Source organism: Streptomyces antimicrobicus (assembly GCF_020532625.1).
Taxonomy (GTDB): domain Bacteria; phylum Actinomycetota; class Actinomycetes; order Streptomycetales; family Streptomycetaceae; genus Streptomyces; species Streptomyces antimicrobicus.
On record NZ_JAJAUY010000012.1, the window covers coordinates 41285 to 59546 of the forward strand.

The 18262-nt window shown below is 75.0% G+C and carries 13 protein-coding genes; 9 read left to right on the forward strand and 4 right to left on the reverse strand.

Features of this window, described 5'->3' with window-relative positions; genetic code table 11:
• Positions 1 to 18: 18 nt before the first annotated feature.
• The 3 genes from LG632_RS05300 to LG632_RS05310 all read right to left on the reverse strand — a co-directional run bounded on the left by LG632_RS05300 (position 19) and on the right by LG632_RS05310 (position 4491).
• Positions 19 to 1821: a condensation domain-containing protein gene (locus tag LG632_RS05300; protein WP_226725623.1), complete on the reverse strand. Its 1803-nt coding sequence runs from the start codon at positions 1819 to 1821 to the stop codon at positions 19 to 21.
• Positions 1818 to 3551 (reverse strand): carbamoyltransferase family protein, encoded by a 1734-nt coding sequence (locus tag LG632_RS05305; RefSeq protein ID WP_226725625.1) that lies wholly within the window; start codon positions 3549 to 3551, stop codon positions 1818 to 1820. The genes LG632_RS05300 and LG632_RS05305 overlap by 4 nt, the downstream gene beginning before the upstream one ends.
• A gap of 70 nt (positions 3552 to 3621) precedes the next feature.
• Positions 3622 to 4491: a hypothetical protein gene (locus tag LG632_RS05310; protein WP_226725627.1), complete on the reverse strand. Its 870-nt coding sequence runs from the start codon at positions 4489 to 4491 to the stop codon at positions 3622 to 3624.
• Positions 4492 to 5001: 510 nt separating this feature from the next.
• Here LG632_RS05310 and LG632_RS05315 point away from each other — a divergent pair.
• The 9 genes from LG632_RS05315 (at position 5002) to LG632_RS05355 (ending at position 16601) form a co-directional block, all read left to right on the forward strand.
• Positions 5002 to 6393, forward strand: coding sequence for a KamA family radical SAM protein (locus LG632_RS05315; RefSeq protein WP_374203401.1), 1392 nt, complete (start codon positions 5002 to 5004; stop codon positions 6391 to 6393).
• Positions 6394 to 6414: 21 nt separating this feature from the next.
• Entirely contained in the window at positions 6415 to 7575 is a 1161-nt protein-coding gene (gene vioD, locus LG632_RS05320) for a capreomycidine synthase (RefSeq protein ID WP_226725630.1), read from the forward strand.
• The gene (locus tag LG632_RS05325) at positions 7572 to 9551 is read left to right on the forward strand and encodes an amino acid adenylation domain-containing protein (protein WP_226725631.1); all 1980 of its coding nucleotides are present in this window, start codon (positions 7572 to 7574) and stop codon (positions 9549 to 9551) included. The genes vioD and LG632_RS05325 overlap by 4 nt, the downstream gene beginning before the upstream one ends.
• A 91-nt stretch (positions 9552 to 9642) precedes the next feature.
• Complete coding sequence (gene vioC, locus LG632_RS05330) at positions 9643 to 10677, forward strand: arginine beta-hydroxylase, Fe(II)/alpha-ketoglutarate-dependent (protein WP_226725632.1); 1035 nt, start codon at positions 9643 to 9645, stop codon at positions 10675 to 10677.
• Between the two features lie 7 nt (positions 10678 to 10684).
• Entirely contained in the window at positions 10685 to 11422 is a 738-nt protein-coding gene (locus LG632_RS05335) for a hypothetical protein (RefSeq protein ID WP_226725633.1), read from the forward strand.
• A gap of 38 nt (positions 11423 to 11460) precedes the next feature.
• Positions 11461 to 13494 (forward strand): NAD-dependent epimerase/dehydratase family protein, encoded by a 2034-nt coding sequence (locus tag LG632_RS05340; RefSeq protein WP_226725634.1) that lies wholly within the window; start codon positions 11461 to 11463, stop codon positions 13492 to 13494.
• A complete protein-coding gene (locus LG632_RS05345; RefSeq protein WP_226725635.1) occupies positions 13491 to 14219 on the forward strand; it encodes a PIG-L deacetylase family protein in 729 nt (242 codons plus the stop codon). The genes LG632_RS05340 and LG632_RS05345 overlap by 4 nt, the downstream gene beginning before the upstream one ends.
• Positions 14212 to 15492 (forward strand): ATP-grasp domain-containing protein, encoded by a 1281-nt coding sequence (locus tag LG632_RS05350; protein WP_226725636.1) that lies wholly within the window; start codon positions 14212 to 14214, stop codon positions 15490 to 15492. The genes LG632_RS05345 and LG632_RS05350 overlap by 8 nt, the downstream gene beginning before the upstream one ends.
• Before the next feature lie 29 nt (positions 15493 to 15521).
• On the forward strand, positions 15522 to 16601 hold the full coding sequence (locus LG632_RS05355) for a glycosyltransferase family 2 protein (protein WP_226725637.1): 1080 nt from the start codon (positions 15522 to 15524) through the stop codon (positions 16599 to 16601).
• Here the strand turns inward: LG632_RS05355 and LG632_RS05360 are convergent.
• On the reverse strand, positions 16566 to 18209 hold the full coding sequence (locus LG632_RS05360; protein ID WP_264201434.1) for a CocE/NonD family hydrolase: 1644 nt from the start codon (positions 18207 to 18209) through the stop codon (positions 16566 to 16568). The two genes, LG632_RS05355 and LG632_RS05360, sit on opposite strands and share 36 nt — an antisense overlap.
• Positions 18210 to 18262 lie beyond the last annotated feature (53 nt).

Consider the following 18262-nt stretch of genomic DNA (forward strand, 5'->3'; position numbering starts at 1 on the left):
GGTCCGTCCGTGGGGCGTTCAGCGGGTGGGTGCCTCGAGGGCGGGGGCGGGCGTGGACGTGGGCGTGGGCGCGGCTGCGGGGAGCGCGGTGACGAGGGCGGTCAGGGCGGCGCGGTGGCGGGCGGCGAGTGCGCGGACCGTCTCCGGCTCGTACAGGGCGGTGGAGTACCACCACTCGACGCGCAGCGTGCTGTCGTCGGTGGTGGCGATCACCTCGACCGCGTGCGGGCGGGTCCAGTGCGGCGCGGTGATGTCGCCGACCGGCTCGGGGGCGATGTCCGTCAGGACGCTGCCCAGCGGGAGGGAGTCGGCGTCGTCGCCCTCGTAGTCGAAGGAGACGTCGCTGGGCGGCGCGGCCCGCAGCGCGGCGGCGATCCTGGGCCGGCCGTGCCGGGCGAGCGCGCCGTGGCCCACGCCGCCGCCGGGGAGGGCGGCGAGGTGGCCCACGGTCCGGGCGAGGCGTTCGGCGGGGGTGCCGGGGGCGAGGTCCAGGCGGACCGGCACGGTGGTGGTGAACCACCCCGTGGTGCGGGCCAGGTGCACGTCGCCGACGCTCTCCTCGCGGCCGTGGCGCAGGACGTCCACGCGGACGGCGGGTGCGCCCAGCCGCTCGCCCAGCGCCTCGCCGAGGGCGTGCAGGACGAGGTCGCCGGGGTGGGCCCGGTGGGCGCGGGCGGCGGTGTGCAGGCGGGCGGTGAACTGGGCGGGGAACTCCACGAGGTGGGTGGCGGCGGTCGCGGCGGTGTTCACGGCGCGCGGATCGGCCACGGGGTGGTCCGGCGGCAGGGTGGCGGGGGTGCGGGCCACCTCGGTCCACCACGCGGCCTCGGCCTCCGCCTCGGGGGTCCGGGCGTGGGCGGCGAGGGCCTCGGCCCACTCGGGGTAGGTGGTGCCCTCGGTCGGCCGGACGTCGTCCCGGCCCGCCTCCAGCGCGGTGTAGACCTCCTCCAGGTCGGCCAGGAGCACCGACCAGGAGAGCATGTCGATCGCGAGCTGGTGGACGACGACGAGCAGCCGGCCCGGCCGGGCGGGGCCCGCGTCGAAGCGGACGAAGCGGGCGACCCGCCCGGCCTGCGGGTCCAGGGAGCGCTGTTCGAGCTCGCAGCGCAGGGCGACGGCGGCCGACAGGTCGGCGTCGGAGAGTTCGGAGATCTCGACGGTGTCGAGCACCGCGCCGAGGGCCTCGGCGGGCGGGCCGTCGGCGGCCAGGGCCGCCGTCCGCTGCCGGGGCCGCCGGGCGGGGCGTTCCTCCACGGCCAGCCGGAGCGAGGCGTGAGCGGCGACCAGCCGGCGGACGGTCTCGGCGAACAGTTCGCCGTCGAGGCCCGGCCGGGTGACGAACAGCAGCGCCTGGTTCCACCGGCCGCGTTCGCCCGTCTGCTCCTCCCAGGCCTGTTCCTGGGAGGGCGTGAGCACGACCGGGCCGTGGGCGGTGCCGGGCGGGGCGGCCTCGGCACCGCCCCGGCGGGCGGCCCGCTCGGCGACGAGCGCGGCGAGCCGGGCCGTGGTCAGCTCGGGCGTGAACAGCTCGCGCAGCTGGACGCGTACGCCGTAGGCGGTCTCGACGCGGCGGGCGGTGCGGATCAGGTCGATGGAGTCCACGCCCAGGTCGCGCAGGGGACCGGTGAGGTCCGCGTCGGGGACGAGCACCGCCTCGGCGAGCCAGTCCGTCAGGCGGGCGTGGATCTCGTCGGCAGTGGGAGCGGCGGCGGGAGCGGGGGCGGCGGGGGCCGCTGCGGTGGGGGCGGGAGTGGCCGGGTCGGGAGCGGCGGGGGCGGCCGGATCGGCCGCGGCGGCCGCCGCGCGTGCGGGGGCGGTCACGCGTCGTCCTCCCCCAGGGCTCCGGCGGGGCGGCGTACGAGGAAGGGGCCGAGGGCGAGGGCGTCCAGGGGCAGCCGGTGGAACGTCGCGAGGGCGTCGCGGGGGCTGCACACGACCGGCTCGTCCCGCCCGTTGAAGGAGGTGTTCATGATGACGGCGGTGCCGGTGTGACGGCCGACCTCGCCGATGAGTCGGTGGTAGAGCGGGTCCACGGCGGCGGAGACGGTCTGCGGGCGCGTGGTGCGGTCGCTGTGGACGACCGCCGGCATGGCCGCCGCCCCGGCCTCGGTCACCGGCGTGGTGACGATCATGTACGGCAGCGGGGTGGCGGTCCCGACGAGGGACTCGGCGACCTCCTCCTGCATGCTGGGCGCGAACGGGCGCCAGGCCTCGCGGTCCTTGATGCGGATGTTGACCCGGTCACGGGTGGACTCGGGGTCCGGTACGGCGACCAGGCTGCGGTGGCCCAGCGCCCGGGGGCCGCCCTCGGCCCGGCCCTGGAACCATCCCGCCACCCCGCCTGCGGCGAGCACCTCGGCGGTGGCGGCGGCGATGTCGGCGGGCTCGGTCCAGGCGGTCCCGGTGGCCCGCAGCACCTGGCGGATCTCGTCGGCGGACCACTGCGGTCCCCAGGCCACCGAGCCGGTCATGGGCCGGATCCGGTCGCCCTCCTGGGCGGCGACCCAGACCGCGGCGCCGAGCGAGACGCCCTGGTCGCCGGCGAGAGGCTGGACGAAGAGGTCCTGGACCTCGGGCATGCGCAGGATCTTGCCGTTGAGGGTGGCGTTGAAGCCGACCCCGCCGGCGATCATGAGGGTGGTCTCGCCGGTCTCCCGGAGCAGCCCGCGGACCAGGCCCATGACCGCCTGTTCCAGGGCGGCCTGTGCGGTGGCGGCGACGTCGCGGTAGGCGAACGGGTCCCGGTCGGTGACCTTGGTGTAGCGGCCGGTCGCCGGGTCGAAGCGGCGTACCGTGCGGTTGGGGGCGTCGGGGAGGGTCTTCTCCAGGTGCTCCAGCCAGTACCGGATGGTGGCCGTCTCCTCGTCCGTGCTGCCGGTCGAGCGCAGGGCGGGCGGGACGACGCCGATGGTGAAGTCCTCGGCGGCGAAGTCGAAGGCGCCGCCGAAGGTGAGGTCGCCCGGCGTGCCGTAGGAGGCCAGGCCCATCATCTTGCCGGCGTTGTCTGCGCCGAGGCCGGCGTAGGCGCACACGGCGGCGTAGAAGTAGCCGAGGGACCAGCCGGGGGTGTGGGAGCGCAGGGTCTTGATCCGGCCGTCGATGCCGACGGCGAGGGTGGTGCTCTCGTTCTCGCCCTGGCCGTCCAGGACCAGGATGGCGCCGCGGTCGCGTCCGGAGAGGAGGTAGGCGCTGGCGGCGTGGGCGGTGTGGTGGCCCACGAACGTCAGCCGGGGGTCCCGGTGGCGCGGGAAGAGGGCCTTGGGCAGGAGGTGTTCGAGGGCGTCGGCGTCGCTGGCGAACCAGTCCAGGCCGCGGTCCGCGAAGAGGGTGGGCAGGTCCCACCCGTGGGCGACCACGTCGATGTCGTCCAGGGTGAGACCGCCCTCCGCGAGGCAGTAGGCGGCGGCGTTCAGGGGCGCCTCCCCGTAGGCGTGCTTGTGGCGGGTGAAGCGTTCCTCCTCGGCGAGGGCGATGACTTCGCCGTCCACGACGAGGCAGGCAGCACCGTCGTGGCTGGCGCCGGGCCAGCCGTTGACTCCGAGCACACGCATGGTCAGTCCCCAAGGGTCGGTCGTCGGTATCTGCCGGTTCCGCCTCGGGCCCAGGCCGCTCGGCGTCCGGTCACGCCAACGGATCTTGTCGGTCCGCGGGGTTGTACACGACCTGGGAGTTTGTGCGGAGATCCGCGGCGAAGATCGCGGAGGCCGCCTTCAGCACCGCGTTGGCGTGGCGCAGCTCCTCGACCTCGCTGCGCAGGCGGCGCAGCTCGGCCCGCTCGTCGGCGCTCAGCGCGTCGGCGGTCGACCCGTCGGCGGCGAAGCGGGGGCCGGCCGGTCCGACGAGGCCGGCGGGTCCGCCGGGGGCGCCGGGGGCGCCCGGGCGGGAGGCGGCGGGGGTCGTACGGGGCCCCGTGGTCTTCGCCGTTCCCGAGGTCTTCGCCGTCCCCGGGGTCCGCGGAGTCCCCGCCGACCCCGCCGTCCGCGCCGTTCCCGGGGACGCGGGGTGCGCCGAGGGTGCGGAGGGCGCCGCAGGCGCGGCAGGCGCAGCCGACACGGGAGGTGCGGAAGGTGCGGAATACGCAGCGGCGGTACGGGTCACCGCCCCCGACCCGGTGACCAGGCCGAAACCGTCCCGCCCGGCGCGGGCACCCCTGGCCGTCGCGTCCCGCCCGGCCCGGGCACCCGAAGCGCCCCGGGCACCCGAAGCGCCCGGGTCACCGCCCGAGCGGCCGCTGCGGAGCGCCGCCCCGCCCGTGGGGCGGTGGTCGGCGGTCGGCTGGGGCGGGACCAGGCCGGGGACGCGCGGCTGGCCCCGGGCGGGGGACTCGCGTCCCTCCAGTTCGCTGCCGAGGCGGTACCAGCGGCGGGTCCACGCCTCCGGGTCGCCGCCGCAGGCCGCGACGTAGGCGAGCGTCACCTTCAACGAGGGCTTGTGCAGGCCGCGCGCCGCCTCGGCGAGCGTGGCGACGGAGTAGTGGGCACGTTCGGCCATGGCCCGGTACGAGGGATTCCCGGCCTGTTTGCGTAGTCCGCGCAGTTCGTGGGCGAATAACTCCAGCGGTCCGGCTGTGGGGTCCAAGAACCGCTCTGGCCTGGGCATGCTTCTCCCCTGGTGATCGATTTCGTGTCGAGCGAGCGCATGTTCCGTCGTGCCGTACAACCTGGTCAGGGCGCACAGTCGGGTGAATGCGTCCGACCGGAGCCCCCGAAGGCGACCGGAAGCGCGCGCACCGGATCTCTCGGACATTGGTACATGCCGCTGACATATCGATCAATCGTCAGCTGACGGATCCGGCCACTTCCCTCGCGGGTCGTCCGATTACGCCTCCCCGTCCCGGACCTGCCGGACCGCGTACAACTCTCCGCCTTCGGCGGCGGGTTGTACAGGGGCGACCGCCGGTAGCGCCCCGTACAACCTGCCCTCGTGTACAACGCCGGGCCTCTGCAAGATCGGTTGCTGTCAGGCGATACGGCCGAAACCGACGGATTGGGTGGCGGGTTGGTGGACACAGCACGCAGCCAGACGGACTCAGCAGCTCTCGAAGCCGTGTACACGTACCGGAGCCGTCCGCTCGTGGAACCCGACTTCAGGCGCTTCCCCGGGTGGCGCGAGGTCACCGAGGCCGAGTGGGCCGATCCGCAGTGGCAGCGCGCCCACTGCGTCAAGGACGCGAGGGGACTGCGCGCGGTCGTCGGCGACCTGCTCGACGAGGAGTTCTACGAGGACTGGGAACAGGACCGGTTGCACCGCGCCACCATGTCGGTGCTGCTGCCGCCCCAGATGATCAACACCATGGCGCCGGAGGCCTCGGCGGCCCGCCCCGGCGAGCTCACCAAGGCCTTCTACGACGACCCGGTGCGGCGGTACATGCTGCCGGTGTTCTCCGACCGGCACCCGCACTGGCCCTCGCACCCGATGGCCAGCCGCGACTCGCTGCACGAGCAGGAGATGTGGGTGGTGGAGGGGCTCACCCACCGCTACCCGACGAAGGTGCTGGCGGAGCTGCTCTCCACCTGCCCCCAGTACTGCGGGCACTGCACCCGGATGGACCTCGTGGGCACCTCCACCCCGCAGGTCGCCAAGAACAAGCTCCGGCTCAAGCCGGCCGACCGGGCGGAGCAGATCCTCGCCCACCTGCGCGCCTCCCCCGGCATCCGGGACGTGGTGGTCTCCGGCGGCGACCTGGCGAACATGCCCTGGCCGCGGCTGGAACGCTTCGTGGACGCGCTCCTCGGCATCGACTCGGTCCGTGACATCCGGCTGGCCAGCAAGGGCCTGATCGGCCTGCCCCAGCACTGGAACTCCGACGCGGTGCTGCGCGGCGTCGAGCGGATCGCCCGCAAGGCCCGCTCCCGCGGGGTGCGGGTCGCCCTGCACACCCACGCCAACGCCGCCCAGCAGGTCACACCCGGGGTGGCGCGGGCGGCGTGGGCCCTGCTGAACGCCGGTCTGCACGACGTGCGCAACCAGGGCGTGCTGATGCGCGGGGTGAACGACAGCGCGCACGACCTGCTCGACCTGTGCTTCGCCCTGTCCGACCACGCCGGGATCACTCCGTACTACTTCTACATGTGCGACATGATCCCGAACGCCGAGCACTGGCGGGTGCCGCTGCACAGCGCTCAGTTGATCCAGCGTCAGATCATGGGCTATCTCCCGGGGTTCGCCACCCCGCGCATCGTGTGCGACGTCCCCATGGCCGGCAAGCGGTGGGTGGACCAGGCCGACGCCTACGACCGCGAGCTCGGGGTGTCGCACTGGAGCAAGAGCTATCTCACCCCGCTGGAGGCGGCGGACCCGGACGCCCACAGCGGCTCGTACCACTACTACGACCCGATCGACACGCTCCCGCTCTCCGGGCAGCGCTGGTGGCGGGAAACCCGTCAGGGGTAGAGAAGGGACAGTTGCACAGCCATGAGCAGTCTCCGTCCACGGCGTGAAGACCCTCCGGTGCTGGAGGAGTGGTACCGCCGGCACCTGGGCCCGGACATCCACGACATCAGCTCCAGCGGCGTCCACCCGTACACCTTCGCCGAGATACGCGACCTGTGCCGGATACCGGCCTCGGACCTCGACGCGGTCGTCATGGACGACAGCGTCTCGCAGGGCGGCGCCGGCATCCGGCAGGCCGTGGCCGACCGGTACGCCGGCGGCGACGCCGACCGGGTGCTGGTCACCCACGGCTCCAGCGAGGCCATCGCGCTGACGCTGAGCACCCTGCTGCACCCGGGCGACCGGGTGGTGGTCCAGGAGGGCATCTACCATTCGCTGGGCCACTACCCGAGGGCTGCGGGCTGCGACGTCGTCACCCTCCCGCTGGCGGCGGTGCGCGACGGCGAGATCGACCCGGAGGTGCTGACCGCCCTGGTCACCCCCGGCACCGCGGCCGTCGTCGTCAACTTCCCGCACAACCCCACCGGGGTCACCCTGTCGCCCCAGGGCCTGAAGGCGCTGACCGAGCGGGCCGCGGTCACCGGTGCCGCGCTCGTGTGGGACGCGGCCACCGCCGAGATCGCCCACCGCTGGGAGGTGCTGCCCGATCCCGGGGCGGACGGCGGGGACACCGTGTCGTACGGAACGTTCTCGAAGACGTTCGGGCTGCCCGGGCTGCGGGTGGGCTGGGCCGTCGCCCCGAAGGACCTGCTCACGGCCACCTTCCCGCTGCGCGACCGGACCACGCTGTTCCTGTCGCCGCTGGTCGAGCTGGTCGCGGAGCGGGCCATGCGCCACGCCGACGCGCTGATCGCCCCGCGGGCGGCCGAGGCCCGCCGCAACCTCGCGTACCTGACGCAGTGGATGGCCGAGCACGAGGACTTGGTCCGCTGGACCCCGCCGGAGGGCGGGGTGTGCGCGCTGCCGGTCTTCCGCGAGCTGGAGCGGGCGGGGAGCGGACCGGAGGCGGTGGAGCGGTTCTGCCTGGAACTGCTGGCCCGGCACCGCACCTTGCTGGTCCCGGGGACGGCGTTCGGCGCGCCGCACGGGGCGCGGCTCGGCTTCGGCGGCCCGGAGGACAGCTTCCGGGCGGGGCTGGCGGGGCTGTCGCAGTTCCTGCGGGCGCGGGGGGCGGGGCGGTGACCGCCCCGACGGCAGCCGCCACGGCGTCCGCCCCGGACCGCGGGGCCGTCGCCCCGGGGACCGGGCCGGGGACGCGCCCGGATGCCGGGTCCGCGCCCGGGCCGGACGTGCTCGACCTGTGGGACCGGTCGGTCCGGGCCCACGGCGACCGGCCCGCGCTGGTGACCCCGCACCGGGTGCTGGCGTACCGGGAGGCGGACCGGCTCACCGACGCGTGGGCCGCCGCCCTGGCCGAACGGGGCGCCGGGCCGGGCCGGTTGGTGGGCCTGGCATTCGGCGACCCGGCCCGCACCGTGCTCGGGATGCTCGCGGCGCTGAAGGCCGGGGCGGGCTTCACCGTCCTGGACGACCGCCTTCCGCCCGCCGCCCGGGCGGCGCTCGTACGGCGTACGGCTGCGGCGGTGTGGCTGGGAGACGGCGGGCACGCGCCCGCCGGGGCGTTCGTGCCCCCGGCGGACCCCGACGGCGACCCGGGCGGGGCGACGGCCGCCCGGCCCGCACCGCAGGCCCGCGGCTGCGACGTGGCGTACGTGCTGTTCACCTCCGGCTCGACCGGGCAGCCCAAGGGCACCGTCGTGGAACGCGACGCGCTGGGCCGGTTCGCGGTCGCCGTGGCCGAGCGGCTGGAGCTGACGGCGGACGACCGCTGGCTCCAGGTGGCGTCGCTGGGCTTCGACGTGCTGATCGAGGAGGTCTTCCCGGCGTTCGCCGCCGGCGCGGCCGTCGTGTGCCGGCGCGACACCCTGGCCCTGGACGCCGAGGAGCTCCACATCACCCTGGCCCGGACCCGGACCACGGTGGTGGAACTGTCCACGCAGTACTGGCTGGAGTACGCCCGCTGGCTGGCCGCGGCCGACGCGACCACCCCGGCCGGGCTGCGCACGGTGGTCGTGGGCGGCGAGCGGATGGATCCGCGGCCCTACCGGCAGTGGCAGGCGCGGCAGCCCGCCGCCCTCGCCCATGTCTACGGGCTCACCGAGTGCACCGTCAGCTCCACCTTCTACACCGGACTGCTGCCCGCGGACGCCGCGGAGGTGCCGCTCGGCACTCCCCTGCGGGACGTGGAGATCAGCATCCGGCGGGACGGCCGGCCGGTGCCCGACGGCGAGACCGGGGAGATCCACATCGGTGGTCCGCTGCTCGCCCGGGGCTTCCTGGACGACGACGCCGCGACCGCCCGGCGCTTCGTACCCGATCCGTACGCCGCCGGGCCCGGCGCCCGGGTGTACGTGACGGGCGACCTCGGCCGGATCGACGCCGAGGGCCGGCTCGTCTTCCTCGGGCGGGTCGACGACCAGGTGAAGATCCGCGGCCACCGGCTGGAGCCGGCCCGGGTGGAGCGCGCCCTGTGCGAGACGCCCGGCGTCGGGCAGGCCGTGGTGTTCCCCGATCCCGCCACCGGCACCGCGCTGTGGGCGTTCACCGTGCCGGCCGATCCGGCGCTGGCGCCGCTGCCCGGCGAGGCCGTACGGCTGACGGGTGGCGACCGGGACGCGCTGGTGGCGGCGCTGGCGGCGCAGTTGCCGGACTGGGCGGTGCCGCGGGTGCTGTACCGGGTGGCCGTGCTGCCGAAGAACCCGCACGGCAAGATCGACAAGCGGCTGCTGGCCGCGTGGGCGGCCGCCCCGGAGGGACCCGGGGGCGACGCCCCCGGGGCGGGCCGCGGGACGGGCCCCGCTGACGGCCCCGGGACGGGCCCCGCCGCCGCTCCCGGAGCGGACCCCGCCGACGCTCCCGGGGAGCCGCTCGCCACCGTGCTGGGCCTCTTCCGCGAGGTCCTCGGCGCACCGGGGCTCGGCCCCGACGACAACTTCTTCGACCACGGCGGACAGTCCCTGCTCGCCATGCGCCTGCTCGCGCGGCTGCGCGAGTCCCGTCCGGCCGCGGCCGGGCTGCGCGCGAGCGCCCTGTTCGCCGCGCCCACCCCCCGGCTGCTCGCCGAAGCGCTCGCCGATCGCGGGACGACCGGTCCCTGACCACGGCGGCGTGCACCACCCGAGGGCCCGTGGCAGCGGCTGCGGCCGGCCGCGGGCAGCAACCATCCCCGACCACTCAGCGAGAGTTGGCATGTCGAACCTCACCGACCAGTCCACGCACAGCTACACCATGACGCCCGACGAGGCCCGCTCCGTCGCGGAGCTCAGCCTCGAACTGGCCGCCCGTTACCCGTCCTTCGGCGACCCCGTCCTGCTGCGCGACCTGCCGCAGCTGGCGGCGCGGCTGCCCGAGGGCGTGCGGCACTTCCTGCGCGAGTTCAAGCTGGCCGACCGCCACGGCCACGCCCTGATCCGCGGGCACGACTTCGACCAGGAGCGCATCGGCCCCACCCCCGACCACTGGCGCGGCCGCGGCCGGCCCGGGCCCGAGTTCCCCGAGGAGCTGCTGCTGATGCTCTACGCGGCGCTGCTGGGCGAGCCGTTCGGGTGGGCCACCCAGCAGGACGGCCACCTGGTGCACGACATCTTCCCGATCCGGGCGCACGAGAACGACCAGCTGGGGATGGGCAGCAAGGAGCTGCTGACCTGGCACACCGAGGACGCCTTCCACCCGTACCGCAGCGATTACCTGATCCTCGGGGCGCTGCGCAACCCCGACCACGTCCCGACGACGATCGGCGAGCTGGACCTGTCCTCGCTGTCCGCCGAGGACATCGACATCCTCTTCGAACCGCGCTTCCACATCGCCCCCGACGAGTCGCACCTGCCGAAGAACAACACCATCGCCTCCGAGGAGGAGGCGGCCCGCTTCGCCACCATCCAGCGCATGATCGACGAACGGCCGCTCGGCCCGCTCCTCTACGGCTCGCGCGTGGACCCGTACATGCGCCTCGACCCGTACTTCACCTCCGTGCCGGAGGACGACCCCGAGGCCCGGCGCGCCTACGACGCGCTGTTCAAGGTGGTGGACGCGGCCATGCGGGAGGTCGTGGCGGACCAGGGCGACGTGCTGTTCATCGACAACCACCGCGCGGTGCACGGCCGGCTGCCGTTCCGGGCGCGTTACGACGGCACCGACCGCTGGCTGAAGCGGGTGTGCGTGACGTCGGACCTGCGGCGCTCACGGGAGATGCGGGCCACGGCGCAGACCCGGCTGCTGGGCTGACGCGCCGGTGTCCCTCACCCTGACCGATCTCGCCCGGGACCCGGGTCTGCGGCCCGCGGTGGACGCCCTGATCGGCGCCAACATGCCCGCGTTCATGAGCTGGGAGTCGCCGGGGAACTGGCGCTGGCACGGCATGTACGACCGCCACCCCGGACATCAGCTGTGCCTGGTGGACGGGGACGGGCGGCTGGTCGCGGCGGCCAACGGGCTGCCGGTCCGCTGGGACGGCTCCCCCGCCTCGCTGCCCGCCGGCAGCGACGAGGTGCTGGTGGAGGCCGTCGACCACGGCCCGCCGGACCGGCCGGACGCGGTGTGCATGCTGTCGGTGTCCGTGGACCGGGCGCACCGGGCGGCCGGGCACGCCGAGCGGCTGCTCACCGAGGTCCGGCGGCGGGCCGCCCGGCACGCCCCCCGGGGTGTGATCATCCCGGTCCGCCCCACCCGCAAGCCGCGCTATCCGCTGATCCCGATCGAGGAGTACGCCGCCTGGCGGCTGCCCGACGGGCGCCCGTTCGACCCGTGGCTGCGCACCCACACCGAGCTGGGCGCGCGCCAACTGGGCATCGCCGAACGCTCTTTGGTGATCCGTCAGCCGGTGTCCCGGTGGGCCGGGTTCCTCGGCCATGCCCTGCCGGGCCCCGGCGAGCACCTCCTGCCCGGCGGCCTGGTGCCGCTGCGCGTCACCGAGGACGGCTTCGGCACGTACGCCGAGCCCAACGTGTGGGTCCACCACCGCGCCCTGTGAGTCCTTCCCCCCTTTCCCGTAGAACCCTGGAGACGACCATGACTCCCGTACGCCTCGCGATCGTCGGGTGCGGTGCCGCAGCCCGTGGCTGCCATCTGCCCGCCCTGCCCCCGCTCAAGGGGGACGTCCAGCTGACGGCGCTGATCGACCGTGACCCGCGGCAGGCGGAGGCCGCCCTCGCCCTGTACCGGGAGCTCGGTGGTACCGCTGCCGAGCAGGTGGTGCTGGCCACCGACCCGGCCCAGGCCGCCGACGCGTTCGACGCCGCCGTCGTGGTGGCCCCGCACACCCTGCACGCGCCGATCGTGCGGGCGCTGCTGGCGGCCGGCAAGCACGTCCTGCTGGAGAAGCCGATGACCACCACGGTCGAGGACGCCCGCGGCCTGGCCGCCGCTGCCGCGGCCGACGGCGCGCCGGTCCTCGCCATGGCCCATCCGCGCCGGCTCTTCCCCGCCTACGCCTGGGTCAAGCGGCTCATCGACGGCGGCGAGCTGGGCGAGGTCGTGCGGGTCGACTGGTCCGAGGGCCACCCGTACGCCCACGAGCCGGTCTCCTGGTCGATGTTCGACCGGCGGCTCGCGGGCGGCGGGGTCCTCACCGACACCGCCTCCCACGTCTTCGACACCTTGCTGTGGTGGCTCGGCCCCGACGTGGAGGTGGTCCGCTACGAGGACAACTCCCTCGGCGGGGTGGAGACCGACGCCCACGCGCACCTGCGCTTCGGCGCCACCGACGTCCGCTGCGACTTCAGCCGCCTGCGTGACCTCGGCATCAGCTGCAAGGTCACCGGCACCCGGGCCACCGTCACCATCGGCACCGACTTCCCGGCCGGCGAGTGCACCCTGGTCACCGCGGACGGGGTGGAACTGCACCGCGGTGACGTGGACGCCGTCGCCCCGGCCCAGGGCGAGTGGGAGCTGCTGTTCACCGAGCAGCTCGCCAACTTCGCGGCGGCCGTGCGCGGGACGGCCGGCGCCCACTCGACCCCGGCGGACGGGGTGCGCGTGGTGGAGCTGATCCAGGAGTGCTACGGCGGCCCGACCCGCGAGCGGACCGCGCAGCCGTGGACCACCCGGGGCCAGGACGCCCCGGCCGGTGCGGTCCCGCCGCTCGCCGGGCGGACGGTCGCGGTGACCGGCGCGAGCGGGTTCATCGGCGGCCGGCTCGTGGAGCGGCTGGTCCTCGGCACGGAGGCCCGGGTGCGGCCCGTCGTCCGGGGCTTCGGGCGCGCCGCGCGGTTGTCGGTGCTGCCGCAGGACCGGCTGGAGTTCCGCCAGGGCGACCTGCTGGACCCGGCCTCGCTCCGGGTCGCGTTCGAGGGCTGCGACACCGTGGTGCACTGCGCGTTCGGCAGCTCCGGCGACGAGACGGGCCGCTGGGCCGCCTCCGTGACGGGCACCGCGAACGTGCTCGCCGCGGCCCGCGCCGCCGGGGTGCGCAGGGTGGTGCACCTGAGCACCGTCGACGTGTACGACCCGGCCGTCGCGGGCGCCCTGACCGAGGACTCCCCCGCCCGCCCGGCCGACCCCGCCGACCGGGAGTACGAGCAGCAGAAGCTCGCCGCCGAGCGGCTGGTCGTCGAGGCCCACGGCGAGGGGCTGGAGACGGTGGTGATCCAGCCGGGCGTGGTCCACGGCCCCTGGGGCGGCCAGTGGACGACCGCCCAACTGCGGCGGCCCGAGGGCGACTTCGCGCAGCTGCCGGCGGCCGGTGAGGGCGGGGTGTGCAACGCCGTGTACGTCGACGACCTCGCCGAGGCCGTGCTCCTGGCCGTGGGCACCGCGGCCGCCGCCGGTGAGCGGTTCCTCGTGGGCCACCCCGAGGAGCTGCGCTGGGGCACCTTCTTCGACGCCGTCCGCGCGCTGCGCGGCCTCGGCGGTCCGGCGACGGTGACCGCCGGGGAGCCGGTGGCGGACTGGGAGCTGGAGCTGTACCGCTCGACCGCCCGGGCCGACTACGACAAGGCCCGCCGGGTGCTGGGCTTCACCGCCCGCACCCCGTTCGCCGAGGCGACCGCGCTCACCGCGCAGTGGGCCCGCTGGGCGGGGGAAGCGCCGGAGGCGGGCGCATGAGCGGCGGCACGCAGGCCGGGGCGGGGGTCACCGACGTCCTAGTGGTCGCTCCGCACCCCGACGACGACGTGATCGGCTGCGGCGGCTCCATCGCCAAGCACGTGCGCGACGGCGCCCGGGTGACGGTGGTGATCGTGATCGGCCGCGAGCGCAGCGCGCTCGACGACGCGGTCACGGACGAGGAGTTCGCCGCCGAGACCGAGGCCGCCGCGAAGGCCCTGGGGGTGCACCGCTGCATCCGCTTCGACGAGCCCTCGCGCGACTTCGCCCTGTCCCGGCGGGTCCACCTGGACCTCGTACGGGTGCTGCGCGAGGTGCGGCCGCAGGTGGTGTACCTGCCGCACGACAACGACGACGACGTCGAGCACCGCATGGTGCACCAACTCACCGTCGAGGCGCTGTGGATGGCCCGCTCGGAGTTCTTCCAGGAGGCCGGCGGGCCACCGCTGCCGGCGCCCCGGCTGGTGCTCGGGTACGAGGTGTGGGCGCCGATGGCCCGCTTCCAGTACGCCGAGGACATCGGCGGCCAGATCGAGACCAAGGTGGAGGCGATGCGCGCGTACGTCTCCCAGCTGCGGCACGCCGCGTGGGACGAGGGCGTCCGGGGCCTGGCCCGCTACCGCGGGGCGGTGTCCTCCGGCTCGGGCTACGCGGAGGTGTTCCAGGTGCTGAGCCTGACCGCCCCGCCGCCGCCCGCCGCGGCGGGAGGGGGCGGCCGTGACTGACCGCCTGCTGGTCTGCGGGATCGGTTCCGGGATGGACCGGTCCCTGGCCGAACTGCGTTCCGCGCGGCGGGAGCTGGTGGTGGTGACCGATCGCCCGACGGACCGGGCGCGGTCGGCCGCCGACCTCCTGCTGACCTGCGACCCGGACGACGCCGTGGCGGTGCTCGCGGAGCTCGCGGCGGCGGGTGTGGATCGGATCGACGGGGTGTTCTCCCTCGGTGCGGACAACCCGCCGGTGATCAGCACGCTCGCGCAGCGCTTCGGCTGCCCCGGGCTGCCGCTGGAGACGGCCCTGGACTGCACGCTGAAGGACCGGCGGCTGGCCGTGCTGCGCACCGCCGGCCTCGACCTGCCCCGCTTCGCGACCGCCGAGTCCGTCGGGGAGGCCGTGCGCGCGGTCGCCGACATCGGCCTGCCGGCGGTCATCAAGCCGAGCGACGGAACGGGCTCGCTGGGCGTGCTGAAGGTGGAGTCGCCCGGGCAGGTGCGCGAGCTGGCCCGGGAGGCGCTGCGGCTCAGCCCCGGCGGGCGGATCGTGGTCGAGGAGTTCCTCCAGGGCACCGAGCACACCCTGGCGGCGTTCATGGTCGACGGAGAGCTGCACCGCTTCGGCTTCGCCGACCGGGAGTACGGGCGCAAGGAGGAGTTCGCCCCGCACTTCTTCGAGGGCGGCGACACCCTGCCCAGCGTGCTGAGCGAGGAGCAGATCGAGGAGGTCACCGCCGTGGTACGGCGCGGGGCCCGGGCCCTGCGCCTGGATCCGGCGGTGATCAACACCGACATCCTGCGCACCCACGACGGCCGGGTGATCCTGCTGGAGATCACCTGCCGGCTGACCGGCGCCCGGATCGCCACCGAGGTGATGCGGTTGGCGACGGGGGTGGACCCGCTGCCCAACGTCGTCCGGCTGGCGCTCGGACAGCCCCTGGATCTCACGGAACTGACGCCCCGGCACGACCGGGCGGTGGTGCAGCGGTTCGTCCCGGCGGACGGCGGGGTGGTCGAGTGGGTCGGCGACCCGCAGGACGTCGCCCGCCGGGCCGGGGTCCACGACGTGTTCTGGGGCATGGACCTGGAGCCCGGCACCGTACTGCCGCCGTACCGCGGCGGCGCGGAGGTCCTGGCCGGGGTGATCGCCCACGCGGAGCGACTGGCGGAGGCCGAGGCCGTCGCCGAACGCACCCTGCGCGCCCTGCCCCTGCGGCTCAAGGCCCCGGCCCCCGCCCCGACCCCGGCCTCGGCCCCGGCCCCGGCCCCGGCCCCGGCCCCATGACACGTACGACCGACACGAAGGAGAACGGGATGGCCACCGACCCGGTGGACGAGGCCGCGGTCGACAAGGGCATCGCCCGGACCGCCGTGATCATCGCCCTGCGCGACGACCTGCGGATCGCCGACTGCATCGCCTCCGTCGACGAGGACGTCGAGATCGTCCTGGCGCTCAACGGCCCCAGCGACGCCGTGCTGAAACTGATCGCGGAGCATCCCCGCCCGCTGACCGTCACCGAGATCGAGGACGTCGGCAACTTGGGCGCGGCCTACAACGCGGGGGCCGCCGCCACGGACCGGCAGTACCTGCTGCTGATGGACTCCGACTGCACCTTCGCCCCGGGGGTGGTCCGTGCCATGGTCCGCGCGGTGCTCACCGCTCCGGTGGTCAAGGGGCAGGTGGTCTACGGCGAGTCGTCCGGGCTGCTCAGCCGGCTCACGGCACGCGTGCGCGAGTTCGACGAGGGCGACTACGTCAGCGCGCTGTCGCCGCCGCTGATCTACAACCGGGACATCGTGGAGCACATCGGCGGCTACCACTTCGACGAGCTGATCCACTGGTGCGAGGACCGGGAGTTCGACTTCCGGCTCCAGCTCGCCGGCATCCCGGTGGTGTACCTGCCGCAGGCGCGGATCTTCCACGACGCCCAGCACGGCTTCGCCAACATGCGCAGCTACTTCCGCTACGGCGTCGGCGAGGGCATCGCCCAGGAGACCGGTGTGTTCACCACTCCGGCGGTTCCGGTGGTGTGGCGGCTGTTCGAGGCGTCGCGGACGCTGGTGCACTGCGCGCGGGACAAGGGCGTGGGCGCGGCGGCCTACTACGCCCTGCTGAAGGCGGCGTTCCACGCGGGCACCGCGCACCACCTGCTCAACGACCCGTACCGGGTCCGTGACCGCTATCCGGCGTCCGCCAAGCGGGCCCGCATGGTGCGCTCGATCCCGCAGCACAGCACCAAGCTGACCCCGGCCCAGCTGCGGCGGCTGCGGCGGGCGCACTGGGAGGCGGGCCGGCGGATCGAGAAGGTGGGCGACCTGTCGGTCTTCCACCCGGACGCCGCCGGCCCGGGCACCGGGTCAGCCGCCGGACAGGCGCGGCAGCAGCAGGCGTGAGGGGTGGTCGCCGCCGTGGTGGACGGTGTGGTGGGCGAGGACGCTCGGGTGGACGTCGAAGCGCGGCGTGTTGCTGGCCGCGATCTCCAGGCGGATCCGGTGGCCGGCGCGGAACACGTGGCCGACCGCTCCCACCGCGACGGTGACCTCGACCGGCTCGCCGGGGCGGGACGCCTGCCCCGGGGCGGGCGCCTCCCCGGGGCGGGCGTCCGCCCCGGGGGCGCCGGCCGCGTCCGTGCCCGGCGGCAGCCGGCGCACCCCGTCGCACAGCAGCTCGGCCCGGCCGTCGGGGTGGACGTCGACGAGCTTGGCCGCCACGTCGGCCCCGGCCGCGTCCGGGGTCACGTACACGGTCAAGGTGATGTCGCCGACGACGGTCAGCGCGGTGCGGAGCGGCTCCCCGGTGAAGCACAGCACGTCGGCGCGGCGTTCCACCTCGCGTTGGTCCAGGGGGCCGCAGTCGCCGCCGGTGAACTGGCCGGGCAGGGCGGTGGCGCCGCCGGTGGTGGGCACGGGGTCCGCCGGGTCGTGGCGGATCCGGTCCGCGCCGGGAGCCGCGGGGGCGGGGCCGGGCGTCAGGCGGCGGCCGTCGAGGTGCAGGACCAGGTCCTCGGTGCCGGGGACGGGCCAGTCGGCGAAGGTGTGCCAGGCGTCGGCCCCGGTGAGGAACAGCCGCACCGGGCCGGGATCGGGCGCCGCCGGGGCCGGGCGCCGGCGCAGATGCCGGTCGAAATGGTCCAGATGGAGACCTGTGACGTCGAGGTTGCGTTCGTCGGCGGCCAGTCCGTAACGGCGCTGCGGAAATATTCCGCCGGTGACGCAGTGGGACCACGGTCCGACCACCAGCTGCGACGGCGTGCCGCATTCCCGAATTCCCCGGTAATTCTCCAGGGCGCCGGCCAGGAATATGTCGTACCAGCCGGTGAGGTGCAGCACCGGGGCCTCGATCGCCGGGTACGCCTCCCGGGGCGCGGCGCGCCGCCAGTACGGGTGGCCGGCCGGGTGGGCGCGCCAGCGGCGGTAGTAGGGGGCCAGCCGGTCCAGCAGGTCCGCGGCGGCGTCCGGGTCGCGGTAGAGCTCCTCGATCCGGTCGACGGCGTCGGCCACCTCCGCCAGCTCGGCCCTGGTCAGCCCGGCACCCTCCAGCAGCAGGTCGTAGAGCACCCAGTACAGGACGAAGCCGAGTTGGAAGGCGCCGCCCTGGTACGTCCAGCCCTCGTCGAAGCGGGATCCGGCCACGTGGGGGGCGATCGCGCCGAGACCGGGCGGGCGTTCGGCCGCGGCGAGGAGCGCGGCCATGGCCTCGTAGGAACGGCCGAACAGGCCCGCCGAGCCGTCGCACCAGGGCTGGCGCACCGCCCAGGCGACCGTGTCCGCGCCGTCGGCCGCCTCGTGCCAGTACGGCTCGAACGCGCCGCCGGAGCCGAACCGGCCGCGGACGTCCTGCACCAGCAGGGCGTAGCCGGAGCGGACCAGGCGCAGGCCGTCGACGGACGCGCCGCCCGGCGCGCCCGATTTCCCGTACGGGGTACGGCGCACCAGCACGGGGACTTCTTCCGCGGTGTCGGGCCGGTAGAGATCGGCACTCAATAACACGCCGTCCCGCATGGGTATTTTCAGATCGTGTTCCACAACAATACGCACCCGCCCATATTCCATCA

Bases quoted from the DNA above. Each gene is read 5' to 3' on its own strand.
- LG632_RS05305 (WP_226725625.1), bottom strand. From the start codon at position 3,551: ATGCGTGTGCTCGGAGTCAACGGCTGGCCCGGCGCCAGCCACGACGGT.
- LG632_RS05310 (WP_226725627.1), bottom strand. From the start codon at position 4,491: ATGGCCGAACGTGCCCACTACTCCGTCGCCACGCTCGCCGAGGCGGCG.
- vioD (WP_226725630.1), top strand. From the start codon at position 6,415: ATGAGCAGTCTCCGTCCACGGCGTGAAGACCCTCCGGTGCTGGAGGAG.
- vioC (WP_226725632.1), top strand. From the start codon at position 9,643: ATGTCGAACCTCACCGACCAGTCCACGCACAGCTACACCATGACGCCC.
- LG632_RS05340 (WP_226725634.1), top strand. From the start codon at position 11,461: ATGACTCCCGTACGCCTCGCGATCGTCGGGTGCGGTGCCGCAGCCCGT.
- LG632_RS05345 (WP_226725635.1), top strand. From the start codon at position 13,491: ATGAGCGGCGGCACGCAGGCCGGGGCGGGGGTCACCGACGTCCTAGTG.
- LG632_RS05355 (WP_226725637.1), top strand. From the start codon at position 15,522: ATGGCCACCGACCCGGTGGACGAGGCCGCGGTCGACAAGGGCATCGCC.
- LG632_RS05360 (WP_264201434.1), bottom strand. From the start codon at position 18,209: ATGCGGGACGGCGTGTTATTGAGTGCCGATCTCTACCGGCCCGACACC.